This is a genomic window from Streptomyces sp. NBC_00223 (assembly GCF_036199905.1).
In the GTDB taxonomy this organism is placed as follows: domain Bacteria; phylum Actinomycetota; class Actinomycetes; order Streptomycetales; family Streptomycetaceae; genus Actinacidiphila.
The window spans coordinates 6,824,734-6,847,126 of the sequence record NZ_CP108109.1; the positions used below are offsets into that span (position 1 = coordinate 6,824,734).

21 protein-coding genes and 1 pseudogene are annotated in these 22,393 nt (G+C 72.4%); 13 read left to right on the top strand and 9 right to left on the bottom strand.

What is annotated here, in order from left to right:
- Window positions 1-88 precede the first annotated feature (88 nt).
- Window positions 89-697 (top strand): annotated as a pseudogene (locus OHA30_RS29135) (NUDIX hydrolase); the annotation flags it as partial.
- Window positions 694-1,065: a GntR family transcriptional regulator gene (locus OHA30_RS29140; RefSeq protein WP_328916847.1), complete on the top strand. Its 372-nt coding sequence runs from the start codon at window positions 694-696 to the stop codon at window positions 1,063-1,065. The pseudogene OHA30_RS29135 and the gene OHA30_RS29140, both read left to right, overlap by 4 nt.
- A gap of 87 nt (window positions 1,066-1,152) precedes the next feature.
- Here the strand turns inward: OHA30_RS29140 and OHA30_RS29145 are convergent, their stop codons facing one another.
- A complete protein-coding gene (locus OHA30_RS29145; RefSeq protein WP_405785077.1) occupies window positions 1,153-2,322 on the bottom strand; it encodes a DUF5925 domain-containing protein in 1,170 nt (389 codons plus the stop codon).
- Window positions 2,323-2,575: 253 nt separating this feature from the next.
- On the opposite strand from OHA30_RS29145, the gene OHA30_RS29150 reads away from it, so the two are divergent.
- Window positions 2,576-3,370 (top strand): SGNH/GDSL hydrolase family protein, encoded by a 795-nt coding sequence (locus OHA30_RS29150; protein ID WP_328916849.1) that lies wholly within the window; start codon window positions 2,576-2,578, stop codon window positions 3,368-3,370.
- Window positions 3,371-3,535: 165 nt separating this feature from the next.
- The gene (locus tag OHA30_RS29155; RefSeq protein WP_328916850.1) at window positions 3,536-3,799 is read left to right on the top strand and encodes a hypothetical protein; all 264 of its coding nucleotides are present in this window, start codon (window positions 3,536-3,538) and stop codon (window positions 3,797-3,799) included.
- A gap of 182 nt (window positions 3,800-3,981) precedes the next feature.
- Here the strand turns inward: OHA30_RS29155 and OHA30_RS29160 are convergent, their stop codons facing one another.
- The 3 genes from OHA30_RS29160 to hmgA form a co-directional block, all read right to left on the bottom strand.
- Window positions 3,982-4,368 carry a hypothetical protein gene (locus OHA30_RS29160; protein WP_328916851.1) on the bottom strand — a complete coding sequence of 129 codons (387 nt, stop codon included), beginning with the start codon at window positions 4,366-4,368 and terminating at the stop codon, window positions 3,982-3,984.
- Between the two features lie 61 nt (window positions 4,369-4,429).
- The gene (locus OHA30_RS29165) at window positions 4,430-5,152 is read right to left on the bottom strand and encodes a GntR family transcriptional regulator (protein ID WP_328918043.1); all 723 of its coding nucleotides are present in this window, start codon (window positions 5,150-5,152) and stop codon (window positions 4,430-4,432) included.
- 83 nt (window positions 5,153-5,235) lie between these two features.
- Window positions 5,236-6,594 (bottom strand): homogentisate 1,2-dioxygenase, encoded by a 1,359-nt coding sequence (gene hmgA, locus OHA30_RS29170; RefSeq protein WP_328916852.1) that lies wholly within the window; start codon window positions 6,592-6,594, stop codon window positions 5,236-5,238.
- A gap of 189 nt (window positions 6,595-6,783) precedes the next feature.
- Between hmgA and OHA30_RS29175 the strand changes: the two genes are divergently transcribed.
- From OHA30_RS29175 to OHA30_RS29185, 3 genes are all read left to right on the top strand, one after another.
- Window positions 6,784-7,401, top strand: coding sequence for a TetR/AcrR family transcriptional regulator (locus OHA30_RS29175; RefSeq protein WP_328916853.1), 618 nt, complete (start codon window positions 6,784-6,786; stop codon window positions 7,399-7,401).
- A gap of 213 nt (window positions 7,402-7,614) precedes the next feature.
- Window positions 7,615-8,997: an aldehyde dehydrogenase family protein gene (locus tag OHA30_RS29180; protein ID WP_405786036.1), complete on the top strand. Its 1,383-nt coding sequence runs from the start codon at window positions 7,615-7,617 to the stop codon at window positions 8,995-8,997.
- A 231-nt stretch (window positions 8,998-9,228) separates the two neighbouring features.
- Window positions 9,229-10,311 carry a Zn-dependent alcohol dehydrogenase gene (locus OHA30_RS29185; protein WP_328916855.1) on the top strand — a complete coding sequence of 361 codons (1,083 nt, stop codon included), beginning with the start codon at window positions 9,229-9,231 and terminating at the stop codon, window positions 10,309-10,311.
- 425 nt (window positions 10,312-10,736) lie between these two features.
- On the opposite strand, the gene OHA30_RS29190 is transcribed toward OHA30_RS29185, so the two are convergent.
- On the bottom strand, window positions 10,737-11,288 hold the full coding sequence (locus tag OHA30_RS29190; RefSeq protein WP_328916856.1) for a DUF402 domain-containing protein: 552 nt from the start codon (window positions 11,286-11,288) through the stop codon (window positions 10,737-10,739).
- A gap of 13 nt (window positions 11,289-11,301) precedes the next feature.
- Window positions 11,302-11,946: a TetR/AcrR family transcriptional regulator gene (locus OHA30_RS29195; protein ID WP_328916857.1), complete on the bottom strand. Its 645-nt coding sequence runs from the start codon at window positions 11,944-11,946 to the stop codon at window positions 11,302-11,304.
- A gap of 66 nt (window positions 11,947-12,012) precedes the next feature.
- Here OHA30_RS29195 and OHA30_RS29200 point away from each other — a divergent pair, with 66 nt between their 5' ends.
- Together OHA30_RS29200 and OHA30_RS29205 are read left to right on the top strand one after the other, a co-directional pair.
- Window positions 12,013-13,161 carry an acyl-CoA dehydrogenase family protein gene (locus OHA30_RS29200; RefSeq protein ID WP_328916858.1) on the top strand — a complete coding sequence of 383 codons (1,149 nt, stop codon included), beginning with the start codon at window positions 12,013-12,015 and terminating at the stop codon, window positions 13,159-13,161.
- 191 nt (window positions 13,162-13,352) lie between these two features.
- The gene (locus tag OHA30_RS29205; protein WP_328916859.1) at window positions 13,353-13,967 is read left to right on the top strand and encodes a TetR/AcrR family transcriptional regulator; all 615 of its coding nucleotides are present in this window, start codon (window positions 13,353-13,355) and stop codon (window positions 13,965-13,967) included.
- 46 nt (window positions 13,968-14,013) lie between these two features.
- Here the strand turns inward: OHA30_RS29205 and OHA30_RS29210 are convergent, their stop codons facing one another.
- Together OHA30_RS29210 and OHA30_RS29215 are read right to left on the bottom strand one after the other, a co-directional pair.
- Window positions 14,014-14,478: a MaoC family dehydratase gene (locus OHA30_RS29210; protein ID WP_328916860.1), complete on the bottom strand. Its 465-nt coding sequence runs from the start codon at window positions 14,476-14,478 to the stop codon at window positions 14,014-14,016.
- A gap of 145 nt (window positions 14,479-14,623) precedes the next feature.
- The gene (locus OHA30_RS29215; protein ID WP_328916861.1) at window positions 14,624-16,057 is read right to left on the bottom strand and encodes an amidase; all 1,434 of its coding nucleotides are present in this window, start codon (window positions 16,055-16,057) and stop codon (window positions 14,624-14,626) included.
- A 282-nt stretch (window positions 16,058-16,339) separates the two neighbouring features.
- Here OHA30_RS29215 and OHA30_RS29220 point away from each other — a divergent pair, with 282 nt between their 5' ends.
- Together OHA30_RS29220 and OHA30_RS29225 are read left to right on the top strand one after the other, a co-directional pair.
- Window positions 16,340-17,083: an SAM-dependent methyltransferase gene (locus OHA30_RS29220; protein ID WP_328916862.1), complete on the top strand. Its 744-nt coding sequence runs from the start codon at window positions 16,340-16,342 to the stop codon at window positions 17,081-17,083.
- An 88-nt stretch (window positions 17,084-17,171) separates the two neighbouring features.
- Window positions 17,172-19,922, top strand: coding sequence for a penicillin acylase family protein (locus tag OHA30_RS29225; protein WP_328916863.1), 2,751 nt, complete (start codon window positions 17,172-17,174; stop codon window positions 19,920-19,922).
- A 104-nt stretch (window positions 19,923-20,026) separates the two neighbouring features.
- Here the strand turns inward: OHA30_RS29225 and OHA30_RS29230 are convergent, their stop codons facing one another.
- Window positions 20,027-20,965 carry an AraC family transcriptional regulator gene (locus OHA30_RS29230; protein WP_328916864.1) on the bottom strand — a complete coding sequence of 313 codons (939 nt, stop codon included), beginning with the start codon at window positions 20,963-20,965 and terminating at the stop codon, window positions 20,027-20,029.
- Window positions 20,966-21,076: 111 nt separating this feature from the next.
- Here OHA30_RS29230 and OHA30_RS29235 point away from each other — a divergent pair, with 111 nt between their 5' ends.
- Together OHA30_RS29235 and OHA30_RS29240 are read left to right on the top strand one after the other, a co-directional pair.
- On the top strand, window positions 21,077-21,925 hold the full coding sequence (locus OHA30_RS29235; protein ID WP_328916865.1) for an NmrA family NAD(P)-binding protein: 849 nt from the start codon (window positions 21,077-21,079) through the stop codon (window positions 21,923-21,925).
- Window positions 21,922-22,368, top strand: a complete 447-nt coding sequence (locus OHA30_RS29240; protein ID WP_328916866.1) for a nuclear transport factor 2 family protein — start codon at window positions 21,922-21,924, stop codon at window positions 22,366-22,368. The genes OHA30_RS29235 and OHA30_RS29240 overlap by 4 nt, the downstream gene beginning before the upstream one ends.
- The last annotated feature ends 25 nt before the right edge of the window (window positions 22,369-22,393 follow it).

The following is a 22,393-nucleotide window of genomic DNA, read 5'->3' on the forward strand; positions in this document are numbered from 1 at the left end:
GCAGGCTTTTTCCATGCACAACGAGCCCTCCGCGCACAGCGGGTCTTCTGCCCACGACGAGCTTTCCCCGAGCGAAGAGCCTTCCGCGTACCACGAGTCCTCCGCGCACGACGGGTCCTCCCCGCGTGACGAGACGGACGACCGCCGGTCCTGGGACGCCGCCCCCGCGCGCAGGCGGCACGCGGAGATCGTCGACGTCCATCTGCTCCTGCTGCGCGGCGAGGAGGTCCTGCTCGCCCGCCGCGACGGCACCGGATACGCGGACGGTCTGCTCAATGTGCCGTCCGGGCATCTGGAGGACGGCGAGGACGTCAGAAGCGCCATGATCCGCGAGGCCCGTGAGGAGATCGGCGTCGAACTCGCCCCGGAGGACGTCGAAGCCGTGCTGGTGATGCAGCACCGCGCTCCGGACGGCGGGGCCAGGATCGGCTGGTTCTTCGCCGCCCGCCACCTCCCCGGCTCGGCGGAGCCGGTCAACCGGGAGCCCGACAAGTGCTCGGAGCTGGGCTGGCACCGGCTGGACGCCCTGCCCGACGACATGGTCGCCTATTGCAGGGCGGGCGTTGACGCCTACCGGGCCGGGCGGCGCTTTCTGCTCCACCTGCACGAGAGCGGCGACTCCATCGCCTACGACCCGGCGGGCCCGGACCGTGCGGTGCCGCTGGCACCGGTCGCTGTGCCAGGATTCCGGACATGAGCCTGAAGATCGTCATCGACCCGGACGCGGCCACGGCCCCGTACGAGCAGTTGCGTCGGCAGATCGCGGAGGAGGCACGCGAGGGCCGCCTCCCGGTCAACTACAAGCTGCCCACCGTGCGGGGGCTGGCCGAGCAGCTGGGGCTCGCGGTGAACACGGTCGCCAAGGCGTATCGCGCCCTGGAGACCGACGGTGTGATCGAGACGCGCGGCCGGCACGGTACGTACATCGCCGCGGGTGACGCCCGCGCCCGGGAGGTGGCCGCCGCGGCGAGCGCCTATGTGGAGCGGACCCGCCGCCTCGGCCTGGACCGGGACGACGCGCGCGCCGCGGTGGAGGAAGCGCTGCGCGCCGCGTACGGGGAGTAGCCCTCGGGCCGGATCCCGGGCGCTCCCCGCCGGGCACCCCTGTCGGAGGTGCCCGACGCGGCGGAAGACTCAGGGATATCGGAGATATCAGAGATAGAGGCCGTCCGCGGCCTGGGGCGCGGAGGGGAGCGTGGTCGACGTACCGCGGCGCAGGGCGTACAGCTCGGCGAGGGTGGCCCCGTCGCGGCCGATGCCCTCGGGGGTGCCGAGCCAGTGGACCGCCTCGTCCCGGCTGAGGGGGCCGACCTCGATCCGGGCCAGACAGCGTCCGGGCCGGACGACCGCCGGGTGGAGACGTTCCAGATCCTCGTTGGTGGTGATGCCGACCAGCACATTGCGTCCCTGGCCGAGCAGTCCGTCCGTGAGGTTGAGCAGACGGGACAGCGCCTGTCCCGTCTGGTGCTTGGCCTGGCCGCGGATCAGCTCGTCGCAGTCCTCCAGCAGAAGCAGCCGCCAGCGGCCGCCCGCGGTGCCGTCGTCCTCGCCGATGGCGATGTCCATCAGATAGCCGACGTCGTTGAAGAGCCGCTCGGGGTCCAGGACGCAGTCGACCTGGCACCAGTCGCGCCAGGAGCGGGCCAGGGTGCGCAGCGCCGAGGTCTTGCCGGTGCCGGGCGGCCCGTGGAGCAGCAGCAGACGGCCGGTGATGTCGTCCGCGGTGAGCTTCATCAGGCCGTCCATCGCGTCGGCGACCGGCGAGGTGTAGTTGCCTCGCAGTTCCTCCCAGGTGGCGGCCGAGATCTGCCGGGTGGTGCGGTGCGGTCCGCGGCGCGGCGAGACGTACCAGAAACCCATGGTGACGTTGTCGGGCTGCGGCTCCGGCTCGTCCTCGGCGTCATCGACCGAGGACTTCAGCACCTGCTCGGCGAGTTCGTCGGTGACGGCGGCCACGGTCACGTCGGCGCCGCGGCTCCAGCGGGAGATCAGGATCGTCCAGCCGTCGCCCTCGGCGAGGGTGGCGCTGCGGTCCTTGTCCCGGGCCTGGCGCAGCACGGCGGCGTCCGGGGGGAGCAGGGTCAGCCCGGACTTGACGTTCTCCAGCGAGGCGCCGCGGGCGAACGGCTGGTCGCCGGAGGTGAACCGGCCGAGGAAGAGCGCGTCGACGACGTCGGACGGTGAGTCGCTGTCGTCGAGGCGCAGATGAATGGGCAGCGCGTGGTACGGATCGGCCGCCGTGCCGCTCTTGCCTGCGGAGCCGCGGGCGGGGGAAGTGGGCGGCGGCACTGGCCTCCTCGGTGCACGGGGTGTGGCGGACATACGGCCCATGATCCGGCACCCGGGCCGATTCGCACAGTGCTTTTCCGTACGGGCGTACCCCTGGGCGCGCTTGGTGAATCCACCGGTTCGGTTGATTTACATCGTCTCTGTGCGGATATGTATCTGTTGAGCCCAACAGGCTTTCGAAATCGCATTGTTGACGGCCCATCAATATTCATGCGCATGACACTTCCCGCCGGTCGTTACCGACCGGTACAACGGATGTGGCAGCGAACCTGCTAAGGGAGGTTTCATGAGAATGTCCCGCTTTGCATCAGCCGCATCCGCGCTGATCCTCACATCCGTCCTCGCCTTCGTCGGAGCCGGGTCCGCACACTCCGCGGGCTCCAACTACGTGGCACTCGGCGATTCGTACTCCTCCGGGGTCGGCTCGGGGAGTTACGACAGCGCCAGTGGGGACTGCAAGCGAAGCACCAAGGCCTATCCCTCGCTGTGGGCCGCGGCCCACGCCCCCTCGTCGTTCGCCTTCACCGCGTGTTCGGGCGCCAAGACCGGAGACGTCATCAGCGGCCAGCTCGGGCCGGTCAACACGTCCACCAGTCTGATCAGCATCAGCATCGGCGGCAATGACGCCGGTTTCTCCGATGTCATGACCACCTGCGTGCTCTACTCGCAGAGCACCTGCCTCAACCGGGTCGCCCAGGCCAGGACCTTTGTCGACAACAGCCTGCCGGGGCTGCTCGACACCGCGTACAACGCGATTCACGCCAAGGGCCCCAACGCCCATGTGGTCGTGGTCGGATACCCGCACTTCTACAAGGTCCCCGGTGACTGCTGGATCGGATTGAGCGACACCTCGCGCAGCGCCATCAACGCCGCGTCCGACGACCTCGACGGGGTCATCGCCAAGCGGGCCGCCGACCACGGCTTCAGCTTCGCCGACGTCCGCGGCAATTTCACCGGACACGAGCTGTGCTCGGGCTCCGTCTGGCTGAACAGCCTGACCATCCCGGTTGACGAGTCCTACCACCCCACGGCCGCAGGGCAGTCGGGAGGTTATCTGCCCGCGTTCAGCGCCGCCGTCTGACGCCCGGCGCCCCCCGCTCACGCCGCACGGGCCCGCCGAACGTCAACCCCCTTGGGCGGCAGGTGAATCCGGCGACGGACGTGAGCGGGGGATGCGCACGTGACGTGGCGGAGAGATAGGGTTACCCTGCCCGAGCCGGGCGCCCTCGTCAGGGTGGGGAGAGAAATGGAACAGATAGCGATGCACAGCAGGCCGAGAGTGCCTGCCATCAACTGCGGTACGGGCGCCACCAGTGCGCGTCTGGACCGGCACCTCGCGATACTGGCCGGCCCCGCCGCGCCGCAGCACGAGACCGAGGAGGCCACCGTGCTGATGCGGGAGCTGACCTCGCGCAACACCGCGCACACCAAGGCCAATCGGGGTGCCCGCGTGTCGCTCTTCGCGCCGCTGCGTGCTCTGCGGAGGTCGCTGTTCGGCAACCGCCACTGACCCGTACCGTCAAGCACCCACCCGCTGCCCGGGTGCGGTAGCCGGTCCCGCGAGGGCCCGGCTCACCACCCGGAACGTACGACGGCCACACCGTCCCGGCTCAGCGCCGCTCCCCTCGCGGCGTCTCGGTGTGCGCCCGTCGCGCGGCCGTCTCCCCAGCGGCCCGCACGGCTCGGACACGTTCACAGCAGCGCGAACTGACCATCGGGACCTTCCTCGTGATGGTCGAGTACGGAAGCCGGACCGCGCCTGGCCGCGGTCACCGGCAGGATTCCGGCTGCCCGCAGCTCGGCCGCGCCCGGGCCCGTGGCGTCGTCGTGGGCGGCCGACCGCGCGGCGAAGTCGTCGGTCTCTTCACGCAGCGGCGACAGCAGCGTCAACACGCTGATCAGTTCCAGCAGCTCCGTTGTGGTGGTCCGGGTCCAGGCGGCCGGGCGCAGCAGCGCCGTGCGCGCGGCGGTGTCCGGGGCCGTGGTGAGCAGCGCCCAGCGCGCCCGCAGGCAGGCAGGCCGGCTGGTTCCGGGGCCGTCGGCCAGCCGCGGCCGATGCGCGGCGGGCGCACGGGCCACGGCATCAGATCGTGCGGCAGGGGCGCGTCATCGCTCACCGCACGCATGCTACTGACGGCCCTCAGGGCGCCTCCATCGTCACCGTGAAGGAGAAGCGGTCCCCCCGGTAGTGGATGCGCACCACGTCCACCGCCCGGCCGGAGTCGTCGTAGGTCACCCCGGTGTAGTGCAGTATCGGGCTGAGCAGCGGCACCTGGAGCAGCCGGGCCGTCTCCGGGTCGGCCAGCCGGGCCTCCACGGTGTCGGTGATCCGGCTTATCCGCACCCCCAGCACATCGCGCAGTACCTTCGTCATCGGCCAGCGCTCCAGGTCGGCGAGGTCGATCCCGGCGGCCAGCTCCGGACGGACGAAGTTCTCCGCCCAGTTGGTGGGCTCGCCCGACTCCTCGCAGCGCAGCCGCCGGTAGGCCATGGCCTCGGTGAGGTCGGGGAAGTGCTCGGCGGCCTCGGGGGGAAGCGCCTCGGTCCCGTGGCCCAGCACCGCCGTACGGCCGCCGGACTGCTGGGCCACGATCGCGTCCACCGAGCCGAGCAGCTTCACCGGGGCGCCGCGCAGCGCCGTCGGCTCGATGAAGGTGCCGCGCCGGCGGTGCCGGGTGATCAGTCCCTCGTCCTCCAGCTCCTTGAGCGCCTGGCGCATGGTCAGCACGCTCACGCCGTAGTGCGCGGCCAGATCGTCCTCCGTGGGCAGCCGCAGCGGGGCGTCCGGGCGGCGGCCCAGTATCGACGCCCGCAGCGACTGCGAGATCTGGTACCACAGCGGCAGCTTGCGGTTCAGGACCAGGGAGTCAGGGGCGAAGGAGGACGACGCGGACGACGCGGACGAGGGCGATGAGGGGTGCGAGGAGGACGAGGGGTGCGAGGAGGTCACGGTCGGAAGTTTCTCGCAAGCCCCTCCCACACGGCGTCGTATCCCTCCTGACGGTGCTCCGCGCCCAGGGCGGACTCGGTGGGCACGACCGGCCACCGGGTCTCGAACATGAACGCCAGCCCGTCGTCCACCCGCTGCGGCGCCAACTCGGCGGCGCTGGCCCGGTCGAAGGTGGTCCGGTCGGGGCCGTGGGCCGACATCATGTTGTGCAGCGAGGCACCGCCCGGCACGAAGCCCTCCGCCTTGGCGTCGTAGGCGCCCTCGATCAGGCCCATGAACTCCGACATCACATTGCGGTGGAAGTACGGCGGCCGGAAGGTGTCCTCGCCGACCAGCCAGCGCGGTGCGAAGACCACGAAGTCCGCGCCCGCCAGCCCCGGGGTGTCCGAAGGGGACGTCAGCACGGTGAAGATCGACGGGTCCGGGTGGTCGTAGCTGATCGAGCCGATCACATTGAAACGGCGCAGGTCGTAGACGTACGGCACATGGTTGCCGTGCCAGGCCACCACGTCCAGCGGCGAGTGGTCGTAGACGGCCGCCCACAGATTGCCGCCGAACTTGTTGACGACCTCGATGTCCTCCGCGCGGTCCTCGTAGGCGGCGACCGGGGCCAGGAAGTCGCGGGCGTTCGCCAGGCCGTTGGCGCCGATCGGGCCGAGGTCGGGGAGCTGGAAGGGCTGCCCGTAGTTCTCGCACACATAGCCGCGCGCGGTGTCCTCCAGCAGCTCCACCCGGAAGCGCACCCCGCGCGGGATCAGGGCGACATGGCCGGGATCGGCGCGCAGCAGCCCCAGCTCGGTCCGCAGCAGCAGCGCGCCCTGCTGAGGGACGATCAGGAACTCGCCGTCGGCCGAGGAGAACACCCGGCTCTCCATCGAGCGGTTGGCCGCGTACCAGTGGATGCCGATGCCCTCGCGGCGCAGCACATCCCCGTTGCCCCCCACGGTGACCAGGCCCTGCACGAAGTCCGTCGGCTCCTGCGGCTGCGGCAGCGGCCCCCAGCGCAGCCGGTTGGGGTCCGGCTCGACATCGAGGAAGGGCGCGCTGCGCAACGAGCCGTTCGCCATACGGCGGAAGGGCGGATGGGCCGCCGACGGGCGGATGCGGTAGAGCCAGCTGCGCCGGTTGCGGGCCCGCGGCTCGGTGAACGCGGTGCCGCTCAACTGCTCCGCGTACAGCCCGAAGGGGGCCCTCTGCGGCGCGTTCCGCCCCACCGGCAGGGCGCCGGGCAGCGCCTCGGTGCTGTGCTCGTTGCCGAAGCCCGGCGAATACTCCAGGTCCTTGCCCTGGTCGGGCCCCGGGCTTCTGTCCCCGCCATTGGCCTCGGCGTTGTCCGTGCTGTGCGTGACACTCATGCTGCGCTCCCGCGGTTGCCGTCCTGATTCCTATGCTGAGCCATAGGAATCAGGACGGCAACCCTCGAACGGGCCTGTGGACAATCCGCCTGTGGACAACTCATTCGCGGTGCTCGCGCTCGCCTAGGCTGAAAGCACAGCGCCGGTGAAATCCCGGTTCCGGTACGGCGGAAGAGCAGGAGGTGGGCCATGACGACCGCACAGGCGGGCGCCGCGGGCGCGGACAGCGCGCTGCGCCGTGTTCCCGTCCAGCGCCGCAGCACCGAGCGGCTCGAACGCATCCTCGACGCGTGCGCCCGGCTGCTCGACGAGGGCGGATACGAGCGGCTGAGCACCCGCGCCGTGGCCGCGCGGGCGGGTGTGCCCATCGGCTCGGTCTACCGCTTCTTCTCCGACAAGCGGGCCATGGCCGACGCGCTGGCCCACCGCAATCTGGACGAGTTCCTGGCCCGGACCGCCGCGCGGCTGGCCGGGCCGGACACCGGCACCGACTGGCGTACGGCGGTGGACGTACTGGTCGACGAGTACACGGCGATGAAGCGCACCGCGCCCGGCTTCGCGCTCGTGGACTTCGGAGTGCCGGGCGAGACCAACCAGGATCTCGCCGACCGGCTGCCGGCCCTGCTCGGCGACCGGCTCACCGGCGATCCCGCCGATCCTCGGCTGCGGCTGGCCCTGGCCGTCGCCGTGGAGAGCGCGGACGCGGCCCTCCAGCTCGCCTTCCGCACCGACGCCAGGGGCGATCCCCGGGTCATAGCCGAGACCAAGCGACTGGTCCGCGCGTATCTGGCGACCGTCCTCGACTGACCGGGGCCGCCACGTCTACGCCGGACCGCCCGGGACCCCGCCGTGACCCTCGGCACGCGGCGGTCTCCCGGCAGGCACTGGCCAGCTAAAACTAACGGCGCTAGTTTGGGCGCCGGACCCGGAGCGGCGACCTCGGAGGGCAGCAGGGTGGACGGCAGGACGGACACGGCGACAGCGGACACGACGGCGGGCGTTCACCAGGGGCACGACGCCCTGTTCATCGGCGGGCGATGGCGGCCCGCGTCCGGCATCGGCCGGATCGACGTCATCGACCCCGTGTCCGAGCAGGTCATCGGCCAGGTCCCGGCCGGCGGCCCGCTGGACGTGGACGACGCGGTACGGGCCGCCCGCGCCGCGCTGCCCGGCTGGGCGGCCACCGCGCCCGCCGACCGCGCGGCCGTGCTCGCCGCCGCGCGCGAGCTGATGACCGCCCGGCGCAAGGAGATCGCCACGACCGTCTCCGCCGAACTCGGCTCGCCGCTCGGCTTCGCCTCCGCCGTGCACACCGCCCTGCCGACCGCCGTGATGGGCACCTTCGCCGCGCTCGCCGCCGAGCACGCCTTCGAGGAGCGGATCGGCAACTCCCGGGTCTTCCACGAGCCGGTGGGCGTCGTCGGCGCGATCACCCCGTGGAACTACCCGCTGCACCAGATCGTCGCCAAGGTCGCGCCCGCACTCGCGGCCGGCTGCGCGGTCGTGCTCAAGCCCGCCGAGGACACCCCGCTGGTCGCCCAGCTCTTCGCGGAGATCCTTGACGAGGCGGGGCTGCCCGCGGGCGTGTTCAACCTCGTCACCGGGCTTGGCCCGGTCGCGGGCCAGGCACTGGCCGAGCACCCCGGCGTGGATCTGGTCTCCTTCACCGGCTCCACCGCCGTCGGCCGGCAGATCGGCGCGGCGGCGGGCAGCGCCGTCAAGCGGGTCGCGCTCGAACTCGGCGGCAAGTCCGCCAATGTGATCCTCCCGGGCGCCGACCTGGCCCGCGCGGTCAATGTGGGCGTGGCCAATGTCTTCGCCAACTCCGGCCAGACATGCAGCGCGTGGACCCGGATGCTGATCGACTCCGCGCGCTACGACGAGGCCGTCGAGATCGCCGCCGCGGCCGCCGCGAAGTACGTCCCGGGCGAGCGGCTCGGCCCGGTGGTCAACGCCAAGCAGCTCGACCGTGTGCGCGGCTACATCCGGCAGGGCGTCGAGGAAGGCGCCCGGATCGTGGCGGGCGGCCCCGAGGCGCCCGACGACCTGGACACCGGCTACTACATACGTCCCACCGTCTTCGCCGACGTCACCCCCGAGATGACCGTCGCCCAGGAGGAGATCTTCGGCCCGGTCGTCGTCCTGATCCGTTACGAGGACGAGGAGGACGCGCTGCGGATCGCCAACGGCACGGTCTACGGGCTCGCGGGCGCGGTCTGGGGCGCCGACGAGGACGCGGCCGTGGCGTTCGCCCGGCGGATGGAGACCGGCCAGGTCGACATCAACGGCGGACGGTTCAACCCGCAGGCTCCCTTCGGCGGTTACAAGCAGTCCGGGGTCGGCCGCGAGCTGGGTCCGCACGGGCTGGCGGAGTATCTGCAGACGAAGTCTCTTCAGCTCTGAGGGGAGGGGCCGAAGGGGCCGAAGGGGGCCCGGTACGAAGGGCTCGACCACGAGGGAGGTGCCGCCCGCCGAGCCCGTGGCGGTCCCTCCGCAGCCGTCCGCCCGCCGGGCCTGCCGCCCGCCCTGTCCGTCGCCGCTGTCCGCCCGCCCTGTCCGCCCGCCCTGTCCGTACGTCCGTCCGCCGAGAAGTCCGATCCGCCTCTGATCCGCCCGCACCGCCCAGGAGATCCCGTGGTCCGCGCCGCCGTTCTGTCCGCCGTCAACGCCCCGCTGGTCGTCGCCGACATCGAGCTGCCGGAGCCCGGCCCCGGCCAGGTGCGGATACGGCTCGCGGCGGCGGGCGTCTGCCACTCCGACCTGTCGCTGTCCAACGGCACGCTGCGGCAGCCGGTTCCGGCGGTACTCGGCCACGAGGGCGCGGGCACCGTCGTCGCGGTGGGCGAGGGCGTCACCCATGTCGGGCCGGGCGACCGGGTGGTGCTCAACTGGGCGCCCGCGTGCGGTTCCTGTCACTTCTGCGGGCTCGGAGAGCCCTGGCTGTGCGCCAACTCGGGCGAGGCGGCCACCACGCCGTACGCCACGCTGGTGAGCGACGGCAGCCCGCTCCACCCGGGCCTGGGCACCGCGGTGTTCGCCGAGGAGACGGTCGTCGCCGCGGGCGCGGTCCTGCCGCTTCCCGACGGGGTGCCGCTGACCGACGCCGCCCTGCTCGGCTGCGCGGTCCTCACCGGTTACGGCGCGGTGCACCACGCGGCGGCCGTCCGCGAAGGCGAGTCCGTCGCCGTGTACGGGGTCGGGGGTGTCGGGCTGGCCGTTCTCCAGTCGGCCAGGATCGCGGGCGCCGGGCGGATCATCGCCGTGGACGTCGCTCCCGGCAAGGAGGAGCTGGCCAAGGCCGCGGGCGCGACGGACTTCGTCGTCTCGGGCGAGGACACCGCCAAGCGGGTGCGCCGGCTGACCGGTGGCCACGGCGCCGATGTCGCCATCGAGTGCGTGGGCCGCGCCGACACCATCCGCACGGCCTGGTCCTCCACCCGCCGCGGCGGCCGTACGACGGTCGTCGGCATCGGCGGCCAGGACCAGCAGGTCACTTTCACCGCGCTGGAACTCTTCTACTTCGGCCGCACATTGTCGGGTTGCGTGTACGGCAACTGCGACCCGGCGAAGGATCTCCCCGTCCTCGCCGAGCATGTACGAGCCGGCCGCCTCGATCTCTCCGCCATGGTCACGGACCGCGTCGGCCTGGACGGCATCCCGGCCGCGTTCGAGGCGATGACCGCGGGCCGTGGCGGCCGGACCCTCGTCGTGTTCTGACCCGCGGCCGCGCGCCCGGCGGCTCGTGCGACCCGCCCGCGCGGCCCTCGTACCCGCTTGGGCCGGCAGCCGCCCGGGAGCCTCGCCCGCGCCGTCGCGCGCCCAGCCCCCGCGCCCGGCGGCTCGTGCGACCCGCCCGCGCGCCCTCGTACCCCCTTGGGCCGGCAGCCGCTCGTGGGGCCCGCCCCTGCCCCGCCGTCGACGCCCAACTCGCCCGGTCGGCCGCCGGATCGCGCCCACGCGCCCGGCGATCCGCCCCGCCGCGCCCGCCCGCCTGTCCGTCCGCCCGCGAGCCTCGCCTGCGCCGTCGCGCGCCCAGCCCCCGCGCCCAGCCCCCGCGCCCGGCGCCCGTACGACCGCCGCCGTGCCCGCCCCGCGCCTTCGCCGGGCCCGCGCCCGCCACGCCCGCCGCGCCCCCGCGCCCCTCAGCTCACCATCTCCAGCCACGCTTCGTGCGCTCCGCCGAAGGGGCCGGACCCGGCCGTCACCGCCGCGAGCAGCCACTGCGCCGACTCGCGGGCCTCGGCGATGACGTCGGCGGGATAGCCGTAGCGCACCTGGTGCTCGGCGAACTCGTCCTCGTCGACGAGCACGGGCCGGTCCGCGTCGCGTTTGCGTATCACGTCGAGATCGAGGTCGACCATGGTCACCTCGGCCGGCGAGATCCACCGCGGCGGCGTGGTGATGTCGCAGTAGATCTCGGTGCGGGCGGGCGCGGCGTTGAAGATGGCCGTCCACCACGACGCGCGCGGGACGAGCACGACATGGGCCTCCGGCAGGGAGACCTCCGGATTGTGGCCCTTGCGCATCACGCCGTGGGCCGGCAGCCCGAGCCAGACGCCGTGCTCGTCCTCGCCGAGCCGCCGCATGCGCAGGTTCCAGTGCAGCGAGCCGTCGTATTTGCGGTAGTTGACCTGGACGAACGCGAGGGAGCCGTCCGGGGCGGCGGAAGAACCGGTCGTGAGCGCTGGTGACATGACCGGAATCCTGTCAGCCCTCGCCGCCGCCGCGCCCCCGGTATTGCAGCGCGAGCCCGTCCACGAGGGCGCGCAGCCCGGTCTCGAAGGCGCTCTCGTCGACCTGTTCGCGGCGCGCGGCCAGCAGATGGGCCTGGCCCAGGTGCGGATAGTCGGCCGGGTCGTACGCCTCCGCGTCGCCGACGAAGCCGCCCGCGAAGGAGCCCAGCGCCGAGCCGGTCACGAAGTACCGCATCAGCGCGCCGATCCTGGTCGCCTGCGCGGGCGGCCACCCCGCCTCGACCATGCCGCCGAAGACCGCGTCGGCCATCCGCAACCCGGCCGGCCGAAGCCCGGGCCCGGTGGCGAGGAACGGCACGATGTGCGGGTGCTCGGTGAGCGCCGCGCGGTACGAGCGGCCCCACTCCAGGAGCGCGGTCCGCCAGTCCTCGCCCTCGCCGAACATCGACAGATCGACCTGGGCGACGACGGTGTCGGCGGCCGCGTCGAGGATCGCCTCCTTGGTGGCGAAGTGGTTGTAGAGCGAGGGCCCGCTGACCCCGAGCACCGCCGCGAGTCGCCGGGTGGACAGCGCGGCCAGCCCCTCCGCGTCGATGAGAGCGAGCGCCGCCGTCACGATGCGGTCGCGGCTGAGCAGGGGCTTGCGGGGGCGGGCCATGCCGCACATAGTAGAGGCTGCCGCTGATAAACTAGCGGCGGTAGTTTAGAGAGGGCGGGTGCCGCGGTGAACCTGGAACTGTCCGAGGAACAGGCCGCCGTCAGGGCCCTGGCCAGGGACTTCACCGACCGCGAGATCGCTCCCCACGCGGCGGAGTGGGACCGCGCGGAGAGCGTCGACCGGGCGATCGTGCGCAGGCTCGGCGCCCTCGGCTTCCTGGGCCTGACCCTCGACGAGGAGTACGGCGGCTCCGGCGGTGACCACCTCGCGTACTGCCTGGTGACCGAGGAACTGGGCCGCGGCGACTCCTCCGTACGCGGCATCGTCTCCGTCTCGCTCGGGCTGGTCGCCAAGTCGATCGCGCACTGGGGGACCGAGCGGCAGAAGCGCGCCTGGCTGCCGGGGCTCACCTCCGGTGAGGCGGTCGGCTGCTTCGGTCTGACCGAGCCCGGCACCGGCTCCGACGCGGCGAACCTCACCACCCGCGCGGTACGGGACGGCGACTCGTATGTGATCAGCGGCAGCAAGATGTTCATCACCAACGGGACCTGGGCCGATGTCGTGCTGCTCTTCGCCCGCACGGGGGGCGAAGGCCATCGCGGCATCAGCGCGTTCCTGGTTCCCACCGACACCCCGGGCCTGACCCGCCGCGAGATCCACGGCAAGCTCGGGCTGCGCGGCCAGGCGACGGCCGAACTCGTGCTCGACGCCGTACGCGTCCCGGCGTCGGCCCTGCTCGGACCCGAGGGCAAGGGCTTCTCGGTGGCCATGTCCGCGCTCGCCAAGGGCCGGATGTCGGTCGCCGCCGGGTGTGTCGGGATCGCGCAGGCGTGCCTGGACGCGGCCGTCGGGTACGCCGGGGAGCGCGAGCAGTTCGGGGCGCCGATCGCCCGCCACCAGCTCGTACAGGAACTGCTCGCCGACATCGCCGTGGACGTGGACGCCGCCCGGCTGCTCACCTGGCGGGTCGCCGACCTGATCGACCGGGGGCTGCCCTTCGCCACGGAGTCCTCGGTCGCCAAGCTCTACGCGAGCGAGGCCGCCGTGCGCTGCGCCAACAACGCGCTCCAGGTCTTCGGCGGCTACGGCTACATCGACGAGTACCCGGCGGGCAAGCTGCTGCGCGACGCGCGGGTGATGACGCTGTACGAAGGCACCAGCCAGATACACAAGCTGCTCATCGGACGAGCGCTCACCGGCGTGTCGGCGTTCTGACCGCCCGCCCGGTTGGGGTCCGCCGCCGCGAAGGCCCGGCCCGGCAGCCCCTGCCCCAGCACCCGGCCCGGTATGGACCCGTCACGGCGAAGGCCCGGCCGAAACGCTAAGCGACCGTTCAGCATCTAAGCGCTTGCTCACCGTGGCGGTAGGGTGTGGCCCTGTCAACCGACCGGTCTGAGGAGCGTGCGATGAGTACGGAGGCGGCAACCGGCGAGGGCTGGGGCGACGTCACCCCCGACGCCGCCAGGCGGCTCGTGATCGCCGCGGTCGCGGCGTTCGCCGAACGCGGGTACCACGCCACCACCACCCGCGACATCGCGGGCCGGGCCGGAATGAGCCCGGCCGCGCTCTACATCCACTACAAGACCAAGGAAGAGCTGCTCTACCAGATCAGCAGGGTCGGCCACCAGCGCACGCTGGCCATGCTCTCCGGGGCCAGGGACGCCGAGGGCACCGCGGCCGAGCGACTGGCCGCCGCCGTACGGGCCTTCGTCCGCTGGCACGCCGAGCACCACACCACCGGCCGCATCGTCCAGTACGAACTGGGCGCGCTCGGGCCCGAGCACTACCGCGAGATCGTGGCCCTGCGCCGGCAGAGCGAGGACGCGATGCGTTCGATCGTCAAGGACGGGGTCACGGCGGGGGAGTTCGACGTGCCGGAGGTCGCCGGGACCACGCTGGCCGTACTGTCGCTCTGCATCGACGTGGCCCGCTGGTTCAACCCCGAGGGCCGCAGGACGCCCGACGAGGTGGGCGCGCTCTACGCCGACCTCGTGCTGCGGATGGTCCGGCCCACGGTCTGAAGGCCACCACCCCGTCACCCCGCCACCACCCCCGTACCTGTCGCCTTCACTGGTAGAAGCGCGCCACCGTCTCCGCCGCGCACACCGGCTTCTCGCCGCCCTCGCGCTCGATCGTCACCCGGGTGACGAGCTGCACACCGCCGCCCGCCTCCGTCACCTCGGCGATCAGGGCCGTACCGCGCAGCCGCGAGCCCACGGGCACGGGTGCGGGGAAACGTACCTTGTTCACCCCGTAGTTGACGCCCATCGTCACGCCGTCGACCCGGAAGAGCCGCGGGGTCAGCGACGGGATCAGGGACAGGGTGAGGAAGCCGTGCGCGATCGTCGAGCCGAAGGGGCCGCCCGCCGCGCGCTCGGGGTCGACATGGATCCACTGGTGGTCGCCGGTCGCCTCCGCGAAGGCGTCGATCCGCTTCTGGTCGATCTCCAGCCAGTCCGTCCAGCCGAGCTGTTCGCCGACGGCGGCACGCAGTTCGTCGAGCGAGGCGAAGACGCGGGGCTGCTGCGGCATGGCGGGGGCCTCCTGGGGGCGTTCGGGTGCGGTACGGCGGCGGACTGCCGGTGTCCAAGCGCTTGCTCAGCATGGTTCCGGCGGCCCGGTGTGTCAACGCGCCGCCACACGGGCGCGCCGCCGCCCCAGGAGGCCCCTCGCTCCGCTACGCCCACACCTCCGGGTGCCGCCCCGCCCACGGCCTGGCCTGCTCCAACTGCGCGGAGAGCGAGATCAGCGTGGCCTCCTCCCCGTACCGCCCGCCGAGCATCACCCCGATCGGCAGCCCCTGCCCGGTCCAGTGCAGCGGTACGTTCACCGCGGGCTGCCCGGTCGCGTTGTACAGCGGCGTGTACGGCGTGAAGTGGGCCAGCGCGTCGAACTCGGCCCTCGGATCGGCGTCGTCGCGCAGGCTCCCGACCGGCGCCGGCGGCTTGGCGAGCGTCGGGGTGAGGATCACGTCGTACGCGGTCAGCAGCGTGTCGGCGAGCCGCTGGCCGAGCGCGCGGAAGGTGCGGATCCCCTGGGCGAACGCCGTCCCGCCGACCTGACCGCCCGCCGCCCGCAGAAAGCGGCTCAGCGGCATCAGCTTCTCCTCGTCCTGCGGGTCGACCGGCCAGGTCGTGCCCATCACCGCCCACACCGCGCTGAACGCGTCCCTGATCGAGCGGTCGGACGGCAGTTCCAGCTCGTCCACCCGGTGGCCGAGGTCGCGCAGCAGCGCCGCCGCCGAGTCGTGCGCCTCCCGGCAGTCGGGGTGCAGTTCGACGCCCGGCACCGGCGGCTCGGGCAGCGCGGCGACCCGCAGCCGCCCCGGCTCGCGGCGGGCGTACGACGCGAAGGTCTCCCCGGTGGGCAGCGAGGGCGCGCCGTACGGGTTGCCCGGCGTGGGCGCGGACAGGACGTCGAGGAGGGCGGCCGCGTCGGCGACCGTGCGGGCGATCGGGCCGTTCGTGCTCAGACCGGTCACATCGTGCCCGGGACCGCCGCTGACCCGGCCCCGGCTCGGCTTGATCCCGAACAGCCCGCACACCGAGGACGGGATACGGATCGAGCCGCCGCCGTCGCTGCCCTGCGCGATCGGCGCGAGCCCACCCGCCACCGCGGCCGCGGCCCCGCCGCTCGAACCGCCCGCCGACCGCGTCAGGTCCCAGGGGGTACGGGCGGGCGGCGCCAGCCTGTTCTCGGTGTAGCAGGGCAGCCCGAACTCGGGGGTGTTGGTCTTGCCCAGCAGGATCGTGCCCGCCTCGCGCAGCAGCGTCACCACATGGTCGTCGGTCTCCGGCACATGCTCGGCGAAGGCCGCGGAGCCGTAGGTGCAGCGCACGCCCGCCACCGGGTTGAGGTCCTTCACCGGGACGGGCACGCCGTGCAGCGCGGGCAGTTCGCGGCCCTCGCGGCGGGCGGCGACGGCCTCCGCCTCGGCCTCGGCGGCCTGTTTGCGGGCGATCTCCGGGGTCACCGTGATGAAGGCGCCGAGGGTGGCGTCCAGCCGCTCGATCCGGGTCAGATAGTGCTCGGTCAGCTCGACAGGGGAGAGGGAGCCGTCCCGGATCGCCGCCGCCTGCTCCACCGCCGACAGATCGTGTAACTCGCCCATGACAGTCCCTTCGTCGCCCAGTCGCGGTCGGCGCGATCCTCGCACTACTGATCGGTAGCCGCCAGAGCGCCTGGGGAGGCCGTGGCGTCCGGCGGGCGCCGGAAGCAGGCGGCCGGCGGGCTCGTAAGCAGGCGCCCGGCGCCCGGCGCGACGATCCCCGTACAGGCGGCGCCCGACCGGGCGAAACCGGGGACATCGGCTGGCGTTCGCGGCCCGGATGAGGAAGCATGCCCGCGACCCGCACCCCCGGGGCCGTACGGTCCCGCACGGCCGAGGAGCCGCATGAGCCTGCGCCACCACGAGATCGCCGAATCCGGCCATCGCATCCTGAACCCGTACACCGAGGAGAAGTTGATGCTCCTCGGCGACGTCTGCCGGCTGCGGGAGGGACAGCAGCAGCTCGATCTCGCCTGCGGCAAGGGCGAGATGCTCGCCCGCTGGGCCGAGCGCTACGGGACCGGCGGCCTCGGGATCGACCTCAGCGAGGTGTTCCTGACCGCCGCCCGCGAGCGGGTCGACGAGCTGGGCGTCGCCGACCGGGTGAGGTTCGAGCGGGGCGACGCGGCCAAGCACCGGGCTGAACCCGGCTCCTTCGACATCGTGTCCTGCGTCGGCGCCACCTGGATCGGCGACGGCCTCACCGGGACGATCGAGCTGCTGCGGCCCGCGCTGCGCCCGGGCGGGCTGATGCTGATCGGCGAGCCGTACTGGGCCGAGCCCGCGCCGGAGGAGGCGTACGAGGCGGTCGGCGCGGAACCGGACGACTTCACGTCGCTGGTCGGCACGCTCGACCGGTTCGAGGCGGCCGGAATGGAGCTGGTCGAGATGGTGCTCGCCGACGGCGACAGCTGGGACCGTTACGCCGCCGAGAAGTGGCGGGCGATCTCCGACTGGCTGCGTTCGGTCCCCGCCGACCACCCCGACGCGGCCGATATGCGGGAGTTCCTCGACCACGACCGCCGGTCCCATCTCGCCTACCTGCGCCGCTACTTGGGCTGGGGCGTGTTCGTCCTGCGGGAGGCGTGAGGATTCGGAAAAGCTGACGCATGTTCATCTTCCGGGGGCCGATATACCGGCGGTAACCTCCGCGCACCGGCTTCCGGAAGGAGCAGACATGCCACTGCGGACCCCACGGCGCATCGGTACGTTGAGAACGGCGGCGGCCGCCGCGCTACTGGCCCTCGGGGCCACCCTGGTGGCCCCCGGGCCACTGGCGGCGCACGCCGCGGACAGCACCGCCGACTACTGCGCCGGGCAGTGCGCGGACATCCTGCCGCCCGGCGAGAACGGCAACGCCACCCTCGCCGACATCCTCGCCAACAAGGTGCTCGGCACCCGCCCTTCGCACACCATGGACCAGCTCGGCCCGTACTCCTCGCTCGCGAGCGGCTACCAGGGCCTGACCGACGCCACGATCACCAAGTTCTTCAACAACTCGTCCTTCGGGGTGCCGTCCAATCAGGTCGCCTCGGTGACCAGCCCCCGTTCCGACGTGACCATCACCCGTGACAAGGCCACCGGCGTCCCGCACATCAAGGGCACCACCCGCTCCGGCACCGAGTTCGGCGCGGGGTACGCGGCCGGGCAGGACCGGCTGTGGCTGATGGATCTCTTCCGCCACGTCGGGCGCGGGCAGTTGTCCTCCTTCGCGGGCGGCGCGGCCGCCAACCGCGGCCTGGAGCAGGAGTTCTGGCGGCAGGCCCCGTACACCGAGGCCGACCTCCAGGCGCAGATCGACTGGCTGTCGACCTCGGCCGGCCCGCGCGGGCAGCAGGCGCTCGCCGACGCGCAGGCGTACATCGACGGCATCAACGCCTACATCACCGCCTCGAAGAGCGGCCGTTACTTCCCCGGCGAGTACGTGCTCACCGGTCATATGGACGCGATCACCAACGCGGGCACCATCGCGCCCTTCCAGCTCACCGACCTGATCGCGCTCGCCTCCGTGGTCGGCGCGCTCTTCGGCACCGGCGGCGGGGGAGAGGTGGAGTCGGCGTTGTCGCTGCTGGCCGCGCAGCAGAAGTACGGCGTCACCCAGGGCGCCCAGGTCTGGGAGTCCTTCCGCGAACGCGACGACCCCGAGGCGACCTCCACCGTCCACGACGGCACCAGCTTCCCGTACGCGGGCAGGCCGGCCGACCCGCAGGGCGAGGCGCTGCCCGACCCCGGCTCGGTCGTCGCGGAACCGCTCGTCTACGACGCGACCGGCGGCGCCACCCAGGCCACCACCAAGAGCGCCGGCGTACTGCCCGCGAACCTCTTCTCCGCGCCGCGCAAGGGCATGTCCAACGCCCTGGTGGTCAGCGGCGCCCACACCGCGAGCGGCCATCCGGTCGCCGTCTTCGGTCCGCAGACCGGCTACTTCGCGCCACAGCTGCTGATGCTCCAGGAGTTGCAGGGCCCGGGCATCAGCGCCCGAGGCGCGTCCTTCGCGGGCCTGGGCATGTACGTCGAGCTGGGCCGCGGCCAGGACTACGCGTGGAGCGCGACCTCCGCCTCCCAGGACGTCACCGACACCTACGCCGTCGAGCTGTGCCAGGACTCGACGCACTACCTCTACCACGGCGACTGCGTCCCGATGGAGAAGCTGGAACGTACCAACTCCTGGCAGCCCACCACCGCCGACTCCACCGCGGCGGGCTCGTACCGTATGCAGGTGTGGCGGACGGCGTACGGGCCGGTCGAGTACCGGGCCACGGTGGGTGGAAAGCCCGTCGCGTACACGCAGTTGCGCAGCTCCTACCGGCACGAGGCCGACTCGATCATCGGCTTCCAGATGCTCAACGACCCCGGTGTCGTCCATGACGCCGCCTCCTTCGAGCAGGCGGCGCAGAACATCAACTACACCTTCAACTGGTTCTACGCCGACTCCCGGCAGACCGCCTACTACAACAGCGGCACCAACCCCGTGCGGGCGGACGGTGTGGACGCCTCCTTCCCGGTCTGGGCGCGGGCCGCGTACGACTGGCGGGGCTGGAACCCGACCGACAACACCGCCGACTACACGCCGCCTTCGCAGCATCCGCAGTCGGTCGACCAGGACTACTACGTGTCCTGGAACAACAAGCAGGCGCCCGGGTACACCGCGGCCGGTTTCGGCGACGGCTCGGTGCACCGCGCCGATCTGCTGGAGGACCGGGTCAAGGCGCTGGTCCAGGCGGGCGGGGTGACCCGCTCCGCGCTCGCCAAGGCCATGGAGGACGCTGCCCTGACCGACCTGCGGGGCGAGGACGTGCTGCCCGAACTCCTCCAGGTGATCGGCACCGCCCCCGTGACCGACTCCCAGGAGGCCACCGCCGTACAGCAGTTGACGGCCTGGAGCACGGCGGGCGCCAAACGCCGTGAGACGTCCGCCGGTTCGCACACGTACGCCAACGCGGACGCGGTACGGGTGATGGACGCGTGGTGGCCGCTGCTGATCCAGGGCGAGTTCCAGCCGGGTCTCGGCACCGGGCTGTACAACGCGCTGAGCGCCGACCTCACCGTCGACGAGTCGCCCTCGGCCGGCCACGGGCCGACCGGATCGCACGCGGGCAGCTCCTTCCAGTACGGCTGGTGGAGCTACGCGGACAAGGATCTGCGGCGGGTGCTCGGCCGGTCCGTACAGGGGCCGCTGGCCCAGGCGTACTGCGGCGGCGGGCAGTTGGCCGCATGCCGCGACGTACTGCTGTCCACCCTGAAGCAGGCGGCGGCCACTTCGGCGGCCACGGTCTACCCCGGCGACGACGGCGGCTGCTCGGCCGGCGACCAGTGGTGCGCCGACTCGATCGTCCAGCGGCCGCTGGGCGGGGTCACGGACGACCGGATCAGCTGGCAGAACCGCCCGACCTTCCAGCAGGTCGTGGAGTTCCCCGCGCACAGGTGAGCCGCGGGGCGGAGTGACACACCGGGCGGGCCGGGTCCTGATCCAGGGACCCGGCCCGTCGGCGTGCGTGCGTGCGGCTTCGGGTGCGCGAAGCCCGGGCCCGCTCAAGAACCGGGGTGCGTGGTGAGCGGACGGGCGCCCGCGGCTGCCCTTTCCCGCTGACGCCAGGCTCCGGGCGGATCGCCGTGTCGGCGGCGGAAGGCCGCCGCGAAGGCGAAGGGCGAACCGTAGCCGACGGCCTCGGCGACCTGGGCCAGGCTGAGATCGTCGGCGCGCAGGTGGTCGCGGGCCAGCGTCATCCGCCATTCGGTCAGGTACCGCATGGGCGCCTGGCCGAGCGCGTCCCGGAAGGCCCGCGCGAAGGCGGCCCGGGACAGGCCGCTGATCTCGGCGAGTTCGGTGACCGTCCAGGGGTGGGCCGCGTTCCCGTGCAGGGCCTCCAGCGCGGCGCCCAGCCTCGGGTCCCCTGACGCCCGGTACCAGCGCGGTGCGGTCGCGCTGCGGCGGAAGTCGCTGCGGATGGCCAGCACGAGAAGCAGGTCCAGAAGGCGGTCGAGCACGATCCGCTGGGCCGGTTCGGTACGGACCAGCTCACGTGAGAGCAGGGTGATCACGTCCCGCAGGGGATCGTCGATCGCCGCCGAGAGGGTCATGATCTGCGGCAGCGCGTCGAGCAGTCCGCTGCCGACATCGCCGGAGAACTGGTAGGCGCCGCACAGGAACACCGTCGCGTTCGGGTTGTCGCCCGGGCCCGCCTGGGCGTGCCGGGCCCGGAACTCCTCGGGTTCCAGGCAGTCGGCGCCCGGCTCGTGCCCGATGTGGTGGTCCGGCCCACCGCGCACCAGAGCGACCGTTCCCGGGGAGAGCTCCACCGCGCTCCCGGGGGTGTCCAGCCACAGATATCCCCGCCCGCGTACGACCGTGTGCACCGCGAGCTGGATCGAGCCGCCCAATCGCAGTCCCCACGGCGGCTCGGCGACCGTCCGCGCGAAGACGGCGCCGGTGGCACGCGCCCGCACCAGATGATCGTACAAAAGGTCCATGACGGCAGAGTGAGCGGAACGACCGTCGGGGTCAAGGCTTCGAGAGCCTGACATAAAAAATCGAGCGGAACACACATTGATTGACTCGTCCAGGGTCACGATCATCGAGTCATGAGCAATGAAGCACCCACCGCACTCGTCCTGGGCGGCACCGGCAGGACCGGCTCACTGCTGGCCGGGAAGCTCGCCCGAGGAGGAATCGCCACCCGTACCGCGTCCCGCCGCGGGGCCGACGTCCGATTCGACTGGGACGACCCGGCCACCCACGCGGACGCCCTGGCCGGCGTGGACCGGCTCTACCTGGTGACCCCCGTCCTGCGCGTCGGATACGCCGACCAGGTCGCCGGCTTCCTGGATCTCGCCGAGGCCGCCGGCGTACGCCACGTCACCTTCCTGAGCACCTACAACGCCGACCGGGCTCCGCGGGGCATCGACATCGCCGCCGTCGAGGCCGGCCTCGCCGCCCGGCGGACCGTCACCCACTCGGTCCTGCGCCCCGCGTGGGTGATGCAGAACTTCGCCGACGACCACATCCCGGTCGTCGACGGGGTGATCACGGTCCCGAGTGGCGGGGGCACGGAAGCCTTCGTCGACGCGGACGACATCGCGGCCGTCGCGGCCGAGACGCTGCTGGACCCCGCCGCCCACGCCGGGGCGCGGTACACGCTCACCGGCCCGCGGGCCCTGGGCTTCGGCGAGGTCGCCGACATCATCGCCGCTGTGAGCGGGCGCCCGGTCCGCCACCAGGACATCGACCAGGAAGCCTGGATCAGCGGCGCACTCGCCGCGGGCGTCCCCGCGGACTACGCGGTGATGCTGCGCTGGCTCACCGGCGCCGTCATCGCCGGTGACGGTTCGAAGCCCACCGACGACATCGAGCAGGTCACCGGCCGACCGCCGACCTCCTTCCGCGAGTTCGCCGAGCGCAACGCCCACGTCTGGACCTTGGAGGAGAAATGAGCAGGACCGTCGGTGACGACGCCCCCTTCGGCGCGAACAGCCCGTTCTTCCGGATCATCGCGGAGGGGCTGCGCGGCCTGGTCGACGGTGACGACTACTTCGACCTCCTCGCCGAGGACGTGGTCTTCGAGTACGTGATCTCCGTGCCGGGATACCCCCGGCGGGTCGAGGGGCGGCAGAACATCGTCGACCTCTACCGCGACTACGGCGACTACATGGCGCTGTCCGGCGCGGACAACCTCCGTGTGCACCGGGACCCCGAGACCTCGGTGGTCGTCCTGGAGTACGAAGTGCACGGCACGTCGGTCCTGACCGGCCGCCCCTACGACAACCGCTTCGTCTCCGTCGTCACCGTCAAGGACCGCAAGGTGACGCACTGGCGTGACTATCTGGACCCTGTCGCGGTGTTCGACGCGGCCGGCTGGCCGCAGGGCGGCCACTGAGCGACGCGTGGCGGGGTTTCGGCGG

Coding starts and splice junctions, on each gene's coding strand:
- OHA30_RS29140 (WP_328916847.1), top strand. CDS start 694: ATGAGCCTGAAGATCGTCATCGACCCGGACGCGGCCACGGCCCCGTAC.
- OHA30_RS29145 (WP_405785077.1), bottom strand. CDS start 2,322: ATGTCCGCCACACCCCGTGCACCGAGGAGGCCAGTGCCGCCGCCCACT.
- OHA30_RS29150 (WP_328916849.1), top strand. CDS start 2,576: ATGAGAATGTCCCGCTTTGCATCAGCCGCATCCGCGCTGATCCTCACA.
- OHA30_RS29155 (WP_328916850.1), top strand. CDS start 3,536: ATGGAACAGATAGCGATGCACAGCAGGCCGAGAGTGCCTGCCATCAAC.
- hmgA (WP_328916852.1), bottom strand. CDS start 6,594: ATGAGTGTCACGCACAGCACGGACAACGCCGAGGCCAATGGCGGGGAC.
- OHA30_RS29175 (WP_328916853.1), top strand. CDS start 6,784: ATGACGACCGCACAGGCGGGCGCCGCGGGCGCGGACAGCGCGCTGCGC.
- OHA30_RS29190 (WP_328916856.1), bottom strand. CDS start 11,288: ATGTCACCAGCGCTCACGACCGGTTCTTCCGCCGCCCCGGACGGCTCC.
- OHA30_RS29195 (WP_328916857.1), bottom strand. CDS start 11,946: ATGGCCCGCCCCCGCAAGCCCCTGCTCAGCCGCGACCGCATCGTGACG.
- OHA30_RS29205 (WP_328916859.1), top strand. CDS start 13,353: ATGAGTACGGAGGCGGCAACCGGCGAGGGCTGGGGCGACGTCACCCCC.
- OHA30_RS29210 (WP_328916860.1), bottom strand. CDS start 14,478: ATGCCGCAGCAGCCCCGCGTCTTCGCCTCGCTCGACGAACTGCGTGCC.
- OHA30_RS29215 (WP_328916861.1), bottom strand. CDS start 16,057: ATGGGCGAGTTACACGATCTGTCGGCGGTGGAGCAGGCGGCGGCGATC.
- OHA30_RS29220 (WP_328916862.1), top strand. CDS start 16,340: ATGAGCCTGCGCCACCACGAGATCGCCGAATCCGGCCATCGCATCCTG.
- OHA30_RS29225 (WP_328916863.1), top strand. CDS start 17,172: ATGCCACTGCGGACCCCACGGCGCATCGGTACGTTGAGAACGGCGGCG.
- OHA30_RS29230 (WP_328916864.1), bottom strand. CDS start 20,965: ATGGACCTTTTGTACGATCATCTGGTGCGGGCGCGTGCCACCGGCGCC.
- OHA30_RS29235 (WP_328916865.1), top strand. CDS start 21,077: ATGAGCAATGAAGCACCCACCGCACTCGTCCTGGGCGGCACCGGCAGG.
- OHA30_RS29240 (WP_328916866.1), top strand. CDS start 21,922: ATGAGCAGGACCGTCGGTGACGACGCCCCCTTCGGCGCGAACAGCCCG.